We start from the raw sequence: 15,064 nt of genomic DNA on the forward strand, positions 1-15,064 counted from the left end.
AACGGCACCGCCCACCCCTTCCGCTAGGGGCCCGGGGGCGGACCCTCCCGGTCCCGGGGCGGCTCCGGCTCGCTGCGCTGGCGGCGCGCCGCCTCTTCGGCGGCCCTTTCGGCCTCCTGCTGGGCCGCTTGCTGTGCCCGCAGACGCGCCTGGCGGGCGGCGTCCTCGGAGGCCGCTTTCTCGGCCGCCAGCTTGTCCGCCGCGGCCTTGATGGCGAGAGCGCGGACCCTGTCCATCTCGATGCGGGCGCGGCGGCGCTGGCGCTCGCTCTGGTCGGCTTCGAACAGCTCGATTTTCTCGAGTTCGCGCTGGAGCACCAGGGCGGCGAGCCCGTTGGTCACCGGTCCGGCGTCGATGCTGCGCTCAGGGTTTCGGATCGGACCGCTGAAGCCGAGCTGGATCGAGGGGTTCGCCCCGCTCCAGCCCTTGGGCGCCTGGCCGGCGAGGAGAGACCCGCGCGCATCGATGCGCGCGTCCCTCAGGTCGACGCCGAGAGTCCCGCTCCAGCGCGCGGATCCGAGGGGCAAGGTCAGCGGGCCGGCCCGCAAGGTGCCGCCGACGAGGCTCGCCGGGCTCGAGACCGGCCCCTTCACGGTGAGCGGGCCCGCGCCGAGTTCCTCGGCCGCGAGGGCCTGCAGGCGGCCTTCCCGCAGGGGATCGTCCTCCGCGAGCGCCCGTGTCAGCGCCCGATCGAGACCGGCCGGATCGGCCCCCGGCAGGCTGAGGCCGGTGAGCGTGAGGGTGCCGCTCCCGCCGAGGTTGTTCATCAATCCGGTCAGGCTCTCGCCCGAACTGCCGAAGCGGAGCTGGGCGGAGACCCGACCGTCCACCGGCCCCGGGCCGACCAAGCCGGGGATCGCCGCATCGGTGATCTGGCCCTCGCCGGAGAGCGCGGCGGCGCCGCCCTGACGTGTCGAGGTCGCGCGTCCCGCGATGCGTCCACCGGCGAGGGTCGCGTCGAGGTCACGCAGGGTCAGGGTCTCGCCGTCCAGGGTGACGCCGAGGGTCGCGCCGGTCGCCGTGAGCCCGCGCCCGAGGTCGAGGCTGTCGACCCGGAGGCCGAGGGAGACCGCCGGCCGGCCGGCCGGAACCGGCGCGAACCGCGCGCTCGCGGGGCTCTGGCCGGGTCCGCGCGGGGCCTCGGTCGGCAGGATCGTGGCACTGGCCAGAAGCGGCAGGGCGAGGCGGGTCAGGGACGCGCTGCCGCCGATCGCGCCCTCGGCCGTGCGGGTGAGGTCGGCCGAGACGGGCTGGCTGGCGATCCGGCCGACGACGCCCAGGCGCAGGTCCGGGCCGGCCCGCGACAGGCGCAGACCGAGATCGGCCGGCAGCGGCCCGGGGATCGGCACGGCGCTGCCCGCCAGGGTGAGGAGCGGCGCGAGATCGGGCAGGGCGAACTGAAGCGCGCCGGCTCGCGGCAGGGGCTCGGCGGCGTCGAGGAGGATCGGCTGCACCGTCGCGACGGTGATGTCGGCGACCGTCCCGCTCAGGCGCAGGGCGAGCCCCCCGGGAGACGCGGTGCCGTCGGACGGGGCGGGTACGCCGGCGATGCGCAGGTATCCGGGCCGGCGCAGGGCCGGGACATCGGTGCGCCCGAACCAGGGGGCCGCGTTCGCCGTCGCGATGGTGAGGTCGAGGGTGTCGATGCGGCCCGCCCGGCTCAGGAGGTCGAGGTCGAGGGTGCCGCCCGCCGCGTCGCCCTTGGCGCCGACCCGCAGGGTGTCGGCCGCGCCCGCATCCCGCTCGAGGTTGACCGCGAGGTCGAGGGCCCCGTTTCGCAGGAAGGCCGGGACCCGGCGGGCCTCCGCCACCCAGACCCGGTCGAGGAGCGCGAACAGGGGGGCGGCCACCGCCGCCGAGACCTGCCCGGCGATCCGGCCCGTGCCGTCCGGGCTGATCCGGCCCGAGAGCTTGGCATTGGCGCCGGCCAGGTCGGTGATGGCGAGGCTGTCGACCACGAGGCTCGGGCCGTCCGACTGGATGCTCGCCGCGATGGTGCCGTTGCCCGAATGAGCGCCGGCGGGCCCGTAGCGCACGTCCCGGGCCTGGAGCGTGATCCCGACATCGTGGCCCCGCAGGTCCGCGAGGGTGCCGCTCAGCACCGGCAGGGCGGCGATGTCGATGCCCTGCGCGGCGAGCTGTGCATCGAAGCGGCCGCGCGCCGGTCCCTCGGCCGCCGTGTAGCGGGCATTGCCGGTGATGCGGGCCTCGCCGAGCCCGAGGCGCAGGTTGCGCAGGGACACCGTGCCGGCGGCCACCGAGAGGTCGGTATTGACCTGCACCGGACGACCGTCCATCACCGCCACGGCCGGGCCTTCGAGCCCGAGGCGCCGCAGGTAGCGGCCGAACCCGTCGGAGGCCGGCGTGTCGAGGGACAGGCGCCCGGTGAAGCGCAGGCCGGTCTCGGTGTCGATCTCACCGCTGGCGCCCAGGGCCGTGGCGCCCGGCGCGGTGACGTCGAGGCGGCGCAGCACCACGCCGCCGGTGCGGTCGAGGGTGCCGCTGGCGGCCAGCCCCGTCCACTCGTCGAGGCCGAGGGCCAGGCTCTCCGCCGCGAGGTCCAGGTCCACCATGATCGGCAGTCCGAGGCCGTTGCGGCCGCCGGTGTTCGGCAGGCCGCGGGCGATCAGCGCCTGTCCGGCCGCCGAGGTCAGGAAGGCGTCGAGGTCGAGGCGACGGGCGGAGAGCGCCAGGGCGCCGCGCCACTGCTTCAGGTCGAGCTGACCCGAGCCGCCCAGGCGCAGGGCCTGGCCGCCGGGATCGATCTCCAGGGCGACGTCGGTGAACCGGGCCGTCAGGCCGCGCCCCTTGAATTTGCCGGCAAGGGAGAAGGGCAGATAGGCGCCCGCCGCCTGGACCGGCGGCCCGACGACGATCCGGGCGCTGCCTTCGGCCACCGCCGAGGTCAGGCGCTGTCCGCCCGTCGCCGTGCCGGCGGGTGCGAGGCCGATGCGGGCATCGGCCTCGAAGCGGGGCTGCGTGTCGCCGCCGCCCGCGATCTTCACGTTGACGCCGTCGGGCCCGAGCTCACCGGTCGAGACCCGGAAGGGGACGCCCCGGCTCGTGCCTTTGGCCCGCCAGGGGCCGACGAGGGCGGGCGCGGAGACCTGAAGGGCCTCGGCGTAGAACTGCTCGGTCCGGCCCGTCGCGAGCACCTGGGTCGTCAGCACGAACTGCCGGATCGACAGGTCCTCGATGGCGAGGTCGCGCCGCAGGGCCGCCGACAGCCCGCGCGTGGGCAGGAGCATCGCCTCGCCATCGGTGACGGGGAGCTTGACCTCCGCCCGGCCGACCCGCGTCTCGGTGAACAGGATCTCGCCCTTCAGCAGGGGCGCCAGGGCGATCTCGGCCTTGATCCACTGCAGGTCGAGCTGGGGCTGGTCGAGGGCGGGCTTCTGCGCGGCGCCGGCCCCGGACCCCAGCCGCAGGCGATCGAGCTTGAGGCGCGGCGAGGGCAGGAGCCGGACACCGATACGGCCCTCGGTCTGAGCCGCGACCCCGAGGGAGCGCGCGATCGTCCGGTCGATCGTGCCGCGATAGCCCTCCCAGGCCACGAAGGGCGGGACGGCGAGCGCCGCGACGAGGAGCAGGATGACGGCGCCCGCCAGCGCGGTCAGGATGTCACGCACCGTCTCTGTTCCGCCTCGTCACCCGGGTCGGGCCCCGCTCCGTCGGCGGACATAGCACAGGGAACGCCCGCGCGCGCCAGGGCCGGCGCGCCGCGTCCGGCGCCCCGGGGCCGCGGCTCAGCGACGGCCCGGAACGACGATCGGGGCGGGGGGCGCGCTCGGCCGGAACAGGTCGCCGCGCTGGATCTGCAGGCGCGTCTGGTTGGTGTCGAATTGCTGGCGCTGCTCGATGCCCCGGAGTTCGCTGCGGTTGGACAGGCGCTCGTTGGTGGCATTCAGGCTGTCGACGCCCCGCGACGAGACCTGGGCGAGGGCCGGACCGGCGGCGAGGAGCGCGAGGCCGGCGAGAAGGGCGGGGGAGCTACGCATGGCGGCGTCCTTGTCAGGTGCACTGTGATGTCGTGATCTGGTGAGACGACCTGCCGGTGGGAAGGCGGGTTCCGGTTTTCGAAGGTTCTGCGACGCTGCGTGAGACTGCCGCATCGATCGTCGGCAGCGACGGGAGGTTGCGGGTTTCCGTCCTCTTCCGTCCTTGGCCGCCGGAGTCTCAGTGTGTCGCGGCCTCTGCTTGGCGGACCGCGCCACCCTACGCCGCGCTGGGTGCGCCCACGCGGCGCGGGCGGCCCCGCTTGCGCGGCCGGTAATGGGCGTGGAGCAGGATCGGGTCGCGCAGGGCCGCCCGACACGCCATCGCAACGGGAGTCGGCACCGCGCTGATGCCCGCCTTGTAGGCGTTCCACGTGCTCAGCGAGAGGCCGAGGAAATCCGCGGATTCCTGGTTCGACAGTCCGGCGGCTGTCTGCCACGCAGTCACCTCCGCGCGGCCGAACCGCCGCTGTTCGTCCGCGATCAGCCTGAGATGATGCGCATCGATGGCGAGGTCCCCGTCCTCGCTGCCCCATTCCACGGAGGTCCCGTGATCTCCGAGCTGGACCGTCGCGAACAGGGCCGGATCGTTCAGAGGCGACAGGATCTCACCGCCGGTAGCGATCCATCCGGCGAGGTCCACGCGGTCGGACCGGTCGTCGCGCCACATCACGCAGAGGCCGGTGGGACCCGTGGCGATGACGGTTGAGATGCGGGGCAGGGGATCGTTCACGGCAACCTCCTCAGGCAATCGGGAAGCGGGCGTTGGTCCGATTCCATTCGGCCGCGACGGCGGCGCGGTTCTCGGCGGCCCAGGCCAGGGCCTCGCGCTCGATCTTGCCCGGCAGGGCGCCGGCCAACAGTCGGAGGGTGGCAATCTCCACGAGAGCCTCGTCATCCGGTGTCAGGATGTGGAAATGCGGCGGCAGATGATCGTTGGCATAGAACCGAATGATGATGCTCCCCGACTGATAGAGCTCGCCCATCGCCGCGCCTCACCCATCCCGTCGAGACATAGTCCTGGCCCGGGCTGGCGGAAATTCCTCATCCGATTTTCGGATGAATTTAATCGCCGATCCGACACTCTCCGGGATACGAGGTGCGTCCGAGATGGAGCCTCGGAGACCGTCCAGGCGGAGGCCGGGCCACTCCGGAAACGCGCGCGACCCTCGACGCCGTTCGCGTTTTGGTCCAGGGATGCGCGATGACTCAACGCTTCGACGCGGCCGGCGCATCCGCCTCCGACGCCGCCCCGACCTCCATCGCCGCCCGTGCCATGGCCTCCCTCCGGCCGCAGGGCTCGCCCTACCTCGAAGGGCTGAACGCCGAGCAGCGCCGCGCCGTCGAGGCGACGGACGGGCCGGTGCTCGTGCTGGCCGGGGCCGGCACCGGCAAGACACGGGTGCTGACGACGCGCATCGCCCACCTGATCGCGACGGCCAAGGCGCGGCCCTTCGACATCCTCTCGGTGACCTTCACCAACAAGGCCGCCCGCGAGATGAAGCACCGCATCGGCGGGCTCATCGGGCCGGCCGGCGAGGGCATGCCCTGGCTCGGCACCTTCCACTCCATCGGCACCAAGATCCTGCGCCGGCACGCCGAACTGGTGGGCCTGCGCTCCGACTTCACGATTCTCGGGATGGACGACCAGCTGCGGCTGATGAAGCAGGTCATCGTCGATCAGAACATCGACGAGAAGCGCTGGCCCGCGCGCGCCCTGTCCTCGGCCATCGACGGCTGGAAGAACCGCGGCCTCCTGCCCGAGCAGGTGCCGCCCGGCGAGGCCCAGGCCTTCGCCTTCGGCAAGGGCGGGGCGCTCTATGCCGCCTATCAGGCCCGGCTCCTGACCCTCAACGCCGCCGATTTCGGCGACCTGCTGCTGCTCTGCCTCAAGCTCTGGCGCGAGAACCCCGACGTGCTGGAAAACTACCAGCAGCGCTTCCGCTACATCCTCGTGGACGAGTACCAGGACACCAACGTCGCCCAGTACCTCTGGCTGCGCCTGCTGGCGCAGGGCCACCGCAACGTCGCCTGCGTGGGCGACGACGACCAGTCGATCTACGGCTGGCGCGGTGCCGAGGTCGACAACATCCTGCGCTTCGAGCACGACTTTCCCGGCGCCGTGGTGGTCCGCCTGGAGCGCAACTACCGCTCCACCGGCCATATCCTCGCCGCCGCCTCCGGCCTCATCGCCAAGAACGAGGGCCGCCTCGGCAAGACCCTGCGCACCGAGGACGTCGCTGGCGAGAAGGTGACGGTGTCGGGCGCCTGGGATTCGGAGGAGGAGGCACGCCAGGTGGCGGAAGCCATCGAGAGTCTCCAGGCCCAGCAGCATCCCCTCTCGGAGATCGCCGTGCTGGTGCGCATCTCGGCCCAGATGCGCGAGATCGAGGACCGGTTCGTCCAGCTCGGCCTGCCCTACCGGGTCATCGGCGGCCCGCGCTTCTACGAGCGGGCCGAGATCCGCGACGCGCTCGCCTATCTGCGCGTCACCGCCAACCCCTCCGACGACCTCGCCTTCGAGCGCATCTTCAACACGCCCAAGCGAGGCCTCGGCGACGCCACCCTGCAGGCGCTGCACGCCTATGCCCGGGCCGAGCGGGTGCCGCTGCTCCAGGCGGCCCGCCTCGTCGTGGAGACCGACGAGCTGAAGCCCCGCGCCCGGTCCGGCGTCCGCGCCCTGGTCGAGAGCTTCTCACGCTGGGCCCGGCTGGTGGGAACCCAGCCGCATTCGGAGGTGGCGCAGACCATCCTGGAGGAATCCGGCTACACCGAGATGTGGCAGAAGGAGAAGTCGGCCGACGCCGCCGGACGCCTGGAGAACCTCAAGGAGTTCGTCCGCTCCATGGAGGAGTTCCCGGACCTCGCCGCCTTCCTCGAGCACGTCTCGCTGGTCATGGAGGCCAGCGAGCAGGAGGGGGCCGACCGGGTCTCGCTGATGACCCTCCACGCCGCCAAGGGCCTGGAATTCGACACCGTCTTCCTGCCGGGCTGGGAGGATGGCCTGTTTCCGAACCAGCGGGCGCTCGACGAGAGCGGCCGCGCCGGGCTGGAGGAGGAGCGCCGCCTCGCCCATGTCGGCCTGACCCGGGCCCGCAAGCGCGCCAAGCTGTCCTTCGCCGTCAACCGGCGCATCCACGGCCTGTGGTCCTCCACGGTGCCGAGCCGCTTCATCGACGAGTTGCCCGAGGACAGCGTCGACGTGATCGATGCCCCCGCCCACTTCGCGGCCGGGGCCTCGCGCTTCGACCGGAACCCGGCGCCCTTCGGCTCGTCCTACGGCACGCCCGGCTGGCAGCGGGCCCAGGCCAATACGGCGCAGTCCGGAAACGCCAACGGCTACGGGGTCGGCAACCGTTCGCCGGCCAGTCGGGGCGGCCCGCGCCAGATCGAGGGCGAGCTCATCGCCAAATCGACGGGCGCGCCCTCCGCTTTCAGCGTCGACATGCGGGTGTTCCACACCAAGTTCGGCCCCGGCACCGTCGCGGGTGTGGACGGCAACAAGCTGACCGTTGATTTCGACAAGGCCGGCCGGAAGATGGTCCTCGACAGCTTCATCCAGGCGGCCTGATCGCGGGACGCGGGGGCTGCGGAGGACGTCTGGCGGATGCAGACTGCGTCTTTTGCGACACAGCCCAGGGCAATCGACCGCCGCGGCGGATCGGCTCCCGCAGCGCAGCATCGACGCAGACTTTTTACATCATTCCGAAGAATAGTGGATGTCACGCCCCTGTCGCGCCCGGCGCGGCATGGTGCGTGCAACGCACAGTCCTGCGGTCATCGGGACCGTATCGGGAATCCACAGCCTTGAGGGACCCGTCCGGAACTTGAGGGCGGTCTCCGGATTGGCTGTGAAGCGGGCGAAGTCGAAAGGATCGCCGAAACGGGATCAATCGAAAGTGATGCGAAGCAAGTTCAGCAAGTCAGGCTCAGATTAAATCCAGGTTGGCAAGTCCGGTTGGAGTGTTGATCGATGAAGAGACGCCGCGCACGACTTGAACTCGTCGAGGACCGTCCGGTCCGGCTGCACAAGACCCGCTTCGACGAAGAACGCAACCTAAGTCCGATCCAGCCCCTCACCGACCGGCAGGCGCAGTACCTCGACGCCCTTGCCCTTCACAAGCAGGTGATCGTCCTCGGCCCCGCCGGCACCGGCAAGACCTTCATCGCCGGGACCCGCGCCGCCGACCAGCTCCGCCAGCGCCGCATCGCCAAGGTGATCATCACCCGGCCGAACGTGCCCTCCGGCCGCTCCCTCGGCTTCTTTCCCGGAACGTTGGAAGAGAAGATCGCCCCCTGGGTCGCTCCCCTTACGGAGACCATGAAGGAGCGCATGGGCGAGGCCGCCTTCGAGATCGCGGTGAAGACCGGCGACATCGAGGTGGTGCCCTTCGAGGTCATGCGTGGGCGCACCTTCAAGAACTGCCTCGTGATCCTCGACGAGGCCCAGAATACCACCACCGCCGAGATCAAGATGTTCCTCACCCGCATCGGTGACGATTGCCAGGTGATCATCAACGGCGACGTGTCCCAGACGGACTTACGCGAGACGTCTGGCCTGCGCACGGTGATCCACCTGATCAAGAGTCGGATGATGCCGATCCCGGTGGTAGAATTTACCCTCGACGATATCGTCCGCTCCGGAATTTGTGCTGAGTGGGTGCGGGCTTTCGAGGAAACGAATCTCTGACTCAGGTGTTGTCAGCGGCGGGCCGGAACGGGGCCTGCCGCTCACTCCGGTGCGCGACACGAGTTTCTCGGCCTCGGGTGCGAGAGAACAAACCGGGTGCCGCGCTCGGACAAATGAGAATGGGAGTCTTCACGTGAGGAAACTGACCCTTGCCTTCGCCGTGCTCGCCTCGCTCGGCGGTGCCAGCCTCGCCACCTCCGCCTCTGCCGCACCGGGTGCCCCGCTGGGCGTGACCGCCCCCGAGACCGTGTCCACCGTGCAGATGCGCATGGAGCGCCGGATGGAGCGTCGCATGATGCACCGTCGCATGGAGCGCCGCATGATGCGCCGTCACATGGAGCGCCGGATGATGCACCGTCGCATGATGCGCCGGATGTGATCGGTCGACCGATCTGACTGATCTGGAGAAGGGTCCCTCGCGGGGCCCTTTTTCGTTGCGCGCCGGGCTGCCCCGCCTCCCGGCCGGGCGCGGCCCCGGACGCGGTCTGCTAAGAGGCTGCCGGAGCGCACCAGGGCGTGCGCGTTCGATCCGGGAGCCCGGCCGTGACCTTCCAGACCTGGTGGCTGTTCTTCGGCGCCGTCTTCCTCCTGTCCGGCACGCCGGGGCCGAACATGCTGCACATCCTGGCGCGCAGCGTCCGCGTCGGCCTGCGTCGCAGCCTCGCCGCCATGGCCGGGTGCCTGAGCGCCGTGGTCCTCGTGCTGGTGGCCTCCGCGGCGGGACTGAGCGCCGTCCTCCTTGCGTCGCCGGTCCTGTTCGATGGCCTGCGCTATGCGGGCGTCGCCTATCTCGTGGGGCTCGGCATCCGGGCCTGGCGCGGGCGGGACGGGGCGCTGGACGTCCCCGGGCACACGGGGAGCCCTGCGCCGGTCAGGCTGGGGCGTCTCTACCGCGACGGGCTGCTGATCGGCCTGAGCAACCCCAAGCTCCTCCTGTTCGCCAGCGCCTTCCTGCCGCAATTCGTCGAGCCGGCACGGCCGCAGGCCCCGCAATTCGCGATCCTAGTCGTCACCTTCGCGGGGGCGGAGCTGTTCTGGTACGGGGTCTACGCCCTCGGCGGCCGCCGGCTCGCCGCATCCCTGACCCGCCCGGCGCTCCGGCGGGCCTTCGACCGGATCACCGGCGGGATCTTCCTCGGCTTCGGCGCCATGCTCCTCGGCACGCGCTGAGGCGGGGCGGCCCGGCCCGCCTCGGTTCCTCGCCTCAATCCTTGGGCGTGGGGGAGCTCTTGGGCGTGGTGGAGCCGGTGGTCTTCGGCGAGGCGGTCGCGGCGGCCGATGCGGTCTTGTGGACCGGCTTCGCCGCCTTCTCCTCGTCCGGCTTGCCGCCCTTGGCCGGGGCGGGCGCGGCGTGTGCCGCCTTCGCGGGGGCGTGCTTGGGCGCAGGTTTGGCGGCGATGGGCTCCGGCACCGCCGCGGCCACGGCCGGGACGGTGGCGGCGTCGGTGGCCGGTGTCGCGGGCGCGCCGTTGCTGAACACGTTGCCGAAGAGCTTCTTGTAGGCGGCCGGATCGCCCTCGGCGTCGGCCACCATCACGCGGGCGGGCTTGGCCGGCTCGGCCACCACGGGCTCGGGCTTGGCCGCCGGGGCGGTACCCTTCCGGGCGAGGTTCGCGGCGGCCGCCTTGGTGGGGATCGGGGCGACCGCGGCCATCATCACCGGGCGGCCCTTGGCGTCGACCTCGATCTCGCGCTCGCCGGCGGCCAGGCTCTCGGGACGGCTGACGTCGCCGAGCTTGTGCTGGGCATAATCCTTCGGGTCGTACGGCAGTTCGGGCTCGGGGGGCGCCTTGCCCAGGCTCGCGAAGGTCAGGGTATTGGCGGGCGTCTGCTGACCGCGGAACACCGGGTTCTGGCTGCCGTCGTCGTAGACGAGGCGGGTGGCGGGCGTGCCCTTGGCGATCAGGTCGGCGATCTCGCGATTGTCGCGCTCGCGCTTCTCCGCCACCTGGGGCTCGACCCGCGGCGTGCAGGAGCCGGCCGCCGCGTCGGCGCCGCCGAAGACGTACTTCGTTCCGCACAGGCCGACCCGCGGCTCGTCGCGCAGGGCCTCGAAGTAGTCCGAGCCTTCCTTGAGGTTCTTCCAGAACGGCGCGTTGGGGTCGTTGCGGAACTTGGCGATGTTGGCCGCCGTCATCCGGAACGGGTACGATTGGAACTGGAACGCGCGCTGGCCGCCCGCGAAGGAATCCCGCGCCAGGGCGTAGATCTCGCCCATCGACTCGTCGGTCATGGCAAAGCAGCCCGACGACGAGCAGGTGCCGTGCACCATGATGTAGTTGCCGGTGCGCCCGTTCGCCCGGTCGTAGGCGTTCGGATAGCCGGTGTCGAACGAGAGGTAGTAGGACGAGTTCGGGTTCATCTGGCCCGGCGTCACGGTGTAGAAGCCCTCGGGCGCCTGGCGGTCGCCCTGCTTGGTCTTCGGGCCGAGCTGGCCCGACCAGCGGCAGATCGGGAAGGTCTTGAGGAGGGCGTACTGGCCGTTGGTGCCGCGCTTCCACACCTCCATCTCCGCTTCCCGCTTGTAGGCGCGGATCAGGATGGGATCGCTCTGCGACATGCCCTTCTGGGCCATCAGCGCGAGGGTCTTCGGCGGCACCGGGGCCAGGGCCCGCAGCGGAACGCCACCGCCCATCGAACCGTCCTGGCAGGCGCCGAGCGACAGGGCGAGCAGAGCGAAACCGGCGGCCACGAGCGGGCGCATAGCCATGGGGAACCTATCCTCAGTCACGCAGCCCCGGGCTCGCGCCCGTGGCATGCCACTCCCCAACCCCTTAGCGTCGTTAAACTTACCCGGTTGTTACCGCAAGGAGACCGCCTTCGTGGCCCGGGCGGGATGTGGATTGCGGACATCGTCGGCCCGTCGACCCGATCTCGCCGCATTTGATGCCGCGCGGAGCGTGCCGACGGAAAGAGGATTGATTTCACAGGTTTTTCGCCGCCGATCCGCCAGGCGTCGGTGTGGCGAAACCTTGGCGGGCGCAACGGACGCATCGGGAGGTTTGGTTCCCGCGCGCATCCGCGGCGCAGTGTCGCACTCTCAGAGCTTGCGACCGATCTCCAGGAACTTCGCCGCGCGCCGGTCCCGGATCTCGTCCGGGCCGAGGCCCTGGAACTCCACCAGGGCGGCCTCGATGGCGGCCCCCGTCGCCGCGATCGCGGCGTCGCGCCCGCGATGGGCCCCGCCGGTCGCTTCGGGCACGATGCCGTCGATGATGCCGAGGCGCAGCAGGTCCTGCGCGGTGATCTTCATGGCGGTGGCGGCGTCCGCCGCGCGACCCTGGTCGCGCCACAGGATCGAGGCCGCGCCTTCCGGCGAGATCACGCCGTAGATGGCGTGCTCCAGCATGAGCACCCGGTTGGCGGTGGCGAGCGCGATGGCGCCCCCCGAGCCGCCCTCGCCGATGACCACCGCGACATTCGGCACACCGAGGGCGAGGCAGGCCTCCGTCGAGCGGGCGATGGCCTCGGCCTGTCCACGCTCTTCCGCCTCGATGCCCGGAAAGGCGCCTGCGGTGTCGACGAAGGCCAGCACGGGCAGGCCGAAGCGGTCGGCGAGCTCCATCAGGCGTACGGCCTTGCGGTAACCCTCGGGCTTGGCCATGCCGAAATTGTGCCGCAGGCGGGTCTCGGTGGTGGAGCCCTTCTCCTGGCCCAGCACGCAGACCGGACGGCCGCGGAAGCGTCCGAAGCCACCGACGATGGCCTGGTCCTCGCCGAAGGCGCGGTCCCCGGCGAGCGGGCTGAAATCCGAGATCAGGCCGGCGCAGTAATCGATGAAGTGGGGGCGCTGCGGGTGGCGGGCGACCTGGGTCTTCTGCCAGGGCGTCAGGCCGGCATAGATGTCCGAGAGGGCGGCGGCGGCCTTGGCCTCCAGGCGCCCGACCTCTTCGCTGATCGAGACCGCGCCGTCGCGGGCGGCCATGGTCTTCAGCTCCTCCAGCTTGGATTCGAGCTCGGCCACCGGCTTCTCGAAGTCGAGATAGGAGCGCGTCACCGACATGGGTCAGGGATCCTTGTTCGTCGCCATCGCGCGCGGGGCGGCCGGGTCAGGGACGATTGCGGCGGAGGGCGTGCGGGAAAAGCCGCGACTGGGCGGGGGGTGTTGGCGAAGGAACTGCGCCTGTCAACCGTCCACGGGACCGGGGCGAGGCTCGACCGCGTGTCCGGCCGGCGCGTTTCGGCCGGGAGTCCGTCGGTCGAGCCGAGAGGCTCGGATGCGAATCGTGCCGGGTCGTCACCGCCGGCTGCCGCACCCGGGCGCCCGAGCGCGCAGGCCGAGGGCCTGACAACCGGGCCGCTTCGTCCCACCCGAGGGATGGTGATCGCCCCGGCCTTGCGTCATGGTGGTACTGTCCTCTTACTGCAACCTCGGATTGGGTTTGGGCGGGCCGTGGGCGGGACGCCTTCCGGGATCCCCCGAGGCGGGGTGTGGTCCGGAAAGGAGAGGGCCGGTCGTGACGGCATGTCCCAGCGGCGAAACGAAGGTTCTCGTGCTCCAGGGCGGCGGGGCGCTCGGCGCCTACCAGGCCGGCATCTACGAAGCGCTGGCCGCCCAGGACCACGCCGTGGATTGGGTCGCGGGCATCTCCATCGGAGCCATCAACGCGGCGCTGATCGCCGGAAACCCGCCGGAGCGTCGCGTGGAGTGGATGAGAGCCTTCTGGGAGCTGGTCTCCTCGGGGGTGACCGGGGTTCCCTGGTTTCCCGGGGAGCGGGCGCGGGCGGCCTTCAACGAGGCCAGTGCCGGCTGGGTCGCCGCCTTCGGGGTGCCCGGCTTCTTCAACCCCCGCTTTCCTCCCGCCAGCTTCTATCCGGCCGGCGCGCCGGAGGCGCTGAGCTACTACGAGACGACCCCGCTCCGGGCGTCCCTCGAGCGCTTCGTGGATTTCGACCTGATCAACGGGGGGGCGACCCGCCTCAGCGTCGGTGCCGTCAACGTACGCACCGGAAACTTCGCCTACTTCGACACCCGGTGCGACCGCATCACGCCCGAGCACATCATGGCCTCCGGTGCCCTGCCCCCGGGCTTCCCGCCGGTCACCATCGCGGGCGAGCCCTACTGGGACGGCGGCATCGTCTCGAACACGCCGCTGCAATACGTCCTCGACGAGGAGCGCCAGCGCGACCTCGTGGTGTTCCAGGTGGACCTGTTCTCCGCGCGCGGAGCGATGCCCCGGACCCTGATCGACGCGGCCGAGCGCGAGAAGGATATCCGCTTCTCCAGCCGGACCCGGCTCAACACCGACATGAGCCTGGAGATCCGCAAAGCCAAGGCCGCCACGCGCAGCCTCCTGGGCAAGCTGCCGCCCGAATGGCGCGACGACCCCGATGCCGCGTTTCTGCGACGGATCAGTCACGACAACGTCGTGACGATCCTGCAGCTGATCTACCGTCGCAAGGCCTACGAGGGGAATTCGAAGGATTACGAGTTCTCGCGCGCGACCATGCTGGAGCACTGGGCCGCGGGGCTCGGCGATCTGCGCCGGTCCCTGCGCGCGCCGGCCTGGCGCGACCGCCGGCCCGACGCGAGCGGAATCTGCGTGCTCGACCTGACCCGCGACGCGCAGGACTGAACGCCCTTCACCCCCAGGGAGACGAGCCCGTGACCCGCGACGAGATCCTCGAGACGCCCTCGATGCCCGCCTTCAGCCCGAGCTATCCGCGCGGGCCGTTTCGCTTCCTCCGGCGCGAATACCTGATCGTGACCTACGAGACCGATGCGGACGCCCTGCGCCGGGCGCTGCCCGAGCCCCTGGAGCCGCATCCGGACAATCGCGTCTATTACGAGTGGATGAAGATGCCGGATTCCTCCGGGTTCGGCGATTACGAGGAGAGCGGCTCGGGCGCTCTCGCCACCTTCGACGGCGAGCCCTGCAACTTCTCGATCCAGATGTACCTCGACGACGAGCCGCCGATCACGGCCGGGCGCGAGATCTGGGGCTTCCCGAAGAAGTGGGGCGTGCCCCGCCTCAGGCTCACCAAGGACACCCTCACGGGGACGCTGCACTACGACGACGAGCGGGTCGCGATGGGCACCATGACCTACAAGCACCGGAGCCTGGAGCACGATCTCGCCGCGGTGAAGCAGGGCCTGGGCAAGCTCAACATCAACCTCAAGCTGCTCCCGGATGTCGACGGCGGCCCGAAGGTCGCGCAGCTCGTCGGCTACCGCCTGGAGGACATCACCGTCCACGCCGCCTGGGAGGGGGAGGCTCGCCTTCACCTGATTCCGCACGTGAACTGCCGGGTAGCCGACCAGCCCGTGCGCCGCATCGTCGGCGGCCGGCACATGGTCGTGGACTTCACATTGCCCTACGGGCAGGTGCTGCACGATTATCTCGCCTGATCGACCCGATGTCGCGCGTCGTGCCGGACC

At 71.0% G+C, this 15,064-nt stretch carries 12 protein-coding genes; 6 read left to right on the plus strand and 6 right to left on the minus strand.

All coding sequences use genetic code 11. The features are described from left to right. Window positions 1–23 precede the first annotated feature (23 nt). From ASF20_RS20450 to ASF20_RS20465, 4 genes are all read right to left on the minus strand, one after another. A complete protein-coding gene (locus ASF20_RS20450) occupies window positions 24–3,629 on the minus strand; it encodes an AsmA family protein (protein ID WP_056277448.1) in 3,606 nt (1,201 codons plus the stop codon). 117 nt (window positions 3,630–3,746) lie between these two features. Continuing rightward, window positions 3,747–3,998 carry a hypothetical protein gene (locus ASF20_RS20455; protein ID WP_056211983.1) on the minus strand — a complete coding sequence of 84 codons (252 nt, stop codon included), beginning with the start codon at window positions 3,996–3,998 and terminating at the stop codon, window positions 3,747–3,749. Between the two features lie 217 nt (window positions 3,999–4,215). Further along, the gene (locus ASF20_RS20460; RefSeq protein ID WP_056277451.1) at window positions 4,216–4,728 is read right to left on the minus strand and encodes a DUF2442 domain-containing protein; all 513 of its coding nucleotides are present in this window, start codon (window positions 4,726–4,728) and stop codon (window positions 4,216–4,218) included. Between the two features lie 10 nt (window positions 4,729–4,738). After that, window positions 4,739–4,981 (minus strand): DUF4160 domain-containing protein, encoded by a 243-nt coding sequence (locus tag ASF20_RS20465; protein ID WP_056211987.1) that lies wholly within the window; start codon window positions 4,979–4,981, stop codon window positions 4,739–4,741. Between the two features lie 218 nt (window positions 4,982–5,199). Between ASF20_RS20465 and ASF20_RS20470 the strand changes: the two genes are divergently transcribed. The 4 genes from ASF20_RS20470 to ASF20_RS20485 all read left to right on the plus strand — a co-directional run bounded on the left by ASF20_RS20470 (window position 5,200) and on the right by ASF20_RS20485 (window position 9,855). After that, window positions 5,200–7,566, plus strand: coding sequence for a UvrD-helicase domain-containing protein (locus ASF20_RS20470; protein WP_056277454.1), 2,367 nt, complete (start codon window positions 5,200–5,202; stop codon window positions 7,564–7,566). Window positions 7,567–7,968: 402 nt separating this feature from the next. Beyond that, a complete protein-coding gene (locus tag ASF20_RS20475) occupies window positions 7,969–8,685 on the plus strand; it encodes a PhoH family protein (protein ID WP_055945921.1) in 717 nt (238 codons plus the stop codon). A 133-nt stretch (window positions 8,686–8,818) separates the two neighbouring features. Further along, on the plus strand, window positions 8,819–9,064 hold the full coding sequence (locus ASF20_RS20480) for a hypothetical protein (RefSeq protein WP_056211991.1): 246 nt from the start codon (window positions 8,819–8,821) through the stop codon (window positions 9,062–9,064). A gap of 164 nt (window positions 9,065–9,228) precedes the next feature. Next, the gene (locus tag ASF20_RS20485; protein WP_056277457.1) at window positions 9,229–9,855 is read left to right on the plus strand and encodes a LysE family translocator; all 627 of its coding nucleotides are present in this window, start codon (window positions 9,229–9,231) and stop codon (window positions 9,853–9,855) included. 34 nt (window positions 9,856–9,889) lie between these two features. On the opposite strand, the gene ASF20_RS20490 is transcribed toward ASF20_RS20485, so the two are convergent. Beyond that, entirely contained in the window at window positions 9,890–11,395 is a 1,506-nt protein-coding gene (locus ASF20_RS20490) for a murein L,D-transpeptidase family protein (RefSeq protein ID WP_082501478.1), read from the minus strand. A gap of 330 nt (window positions 11,396–11,725) precedes the next feature. Continuing rightward, complete coding sequence (locus ASF20_RS20495) at window positions 11,726–12,688, minus strand: acetyl-CoA carboxylase carboxyltransferase subunit alpha (RefSeq protein WP_056211996.1); 963 nt, start codon at window positions 12,686–12,688, stop codon at window positions 11,726–11,728. A gap of 454 nt (window positions 12,689–13,142) precedes the next feature. Between ASF20_RS20495 and ASF20_RS20500 the strand changes: the two genes are divergently transcribed. Continuing rightward, window positions 13,143–14,261: a patatin-like phospholipase family protein gene (locus tag ASF20_RS20500; protein WP_056277460.1), complete on the plus strand. Its 1,119-nt coding sequence runs from the start codon at window positions 13,143–13,145 to the stop codon at window positions 14,259–14,261. A 29-nt stretch (window positions 14,262–14,290) separates the two neighbouring features. Continuing rightward, window positions 14,291–15,034 carry an acetoacetate decarboxylase gene (locus ASF20_RS20505; RefSeq protein WP_056277464.1) on the plus strand — a complete coding sequence of 248 codons (744 nt, stop codon included), beginning with the start codon at window positions 14,291–14,293 and terminating at the stop codon, window positions 15,032–15,034. The last annotated feature ends 30 nt before the right edge of the window (window positions 15,035–15,064 follow it).

It is taken from the genome of Methylobacterium sp. Leaf88 (genome assembly GCF_001422795.1).
Classification (GTDB): Bacteria; Pseudomonadota; Alphaproteobacteria; order Rhizobiales; family Beijerinckiaceae; genus Methylobacterium.

Excerpts from the sequence above, each read along its gene's own strand:
- ASF20_RS20470 (WP_056277454.1), top strand. The coding sequence starts at position 5,200 with ATGACTCAACGCTTCGACGCGGCCGGCGCATCCGCCTCCGACGCCGCC.
- ASF20_RS20490 (WP_082501478.1), bottom strand. The coding sequence starts at position 11,395 with ATGGCTATGCGCCCGCTCGTGGCCGCCGGTTTCGCTCTGCTCGCCCTG.
- ASF20_RS20475 (WP_055945921.1), top strand. The coding sequence starts at position 7,969 with ATGAAGAGACGCCGCGCACGACTTGAACTCGTCGAGGACCGTCCGGTC.
- ASF20_RS20465 (WP_056211987.1), bottom strand. The coding sequence starts at position 4,981 with ATGGGCGAGCTCTATCAGTCGGGGAGCATCATCATTCGGTTCTATGCC.
- ASF20_RS20495 (WP_056211996.1), bottom strand. The coding sequence starts at position 12,688 with ATGTCGGTGACGCGCTCCTATCTCGACTTCGAGAAGCCGGTGGCCGAG.
- ASF20_RS20455 (WP_056211983.1), bottom strand. The coding sequence starts at position 3,998 with ATGCGTAGCTCCCCCGCCCTTCTCGCCGGCCTCGCGCTCCTCGCCGCC.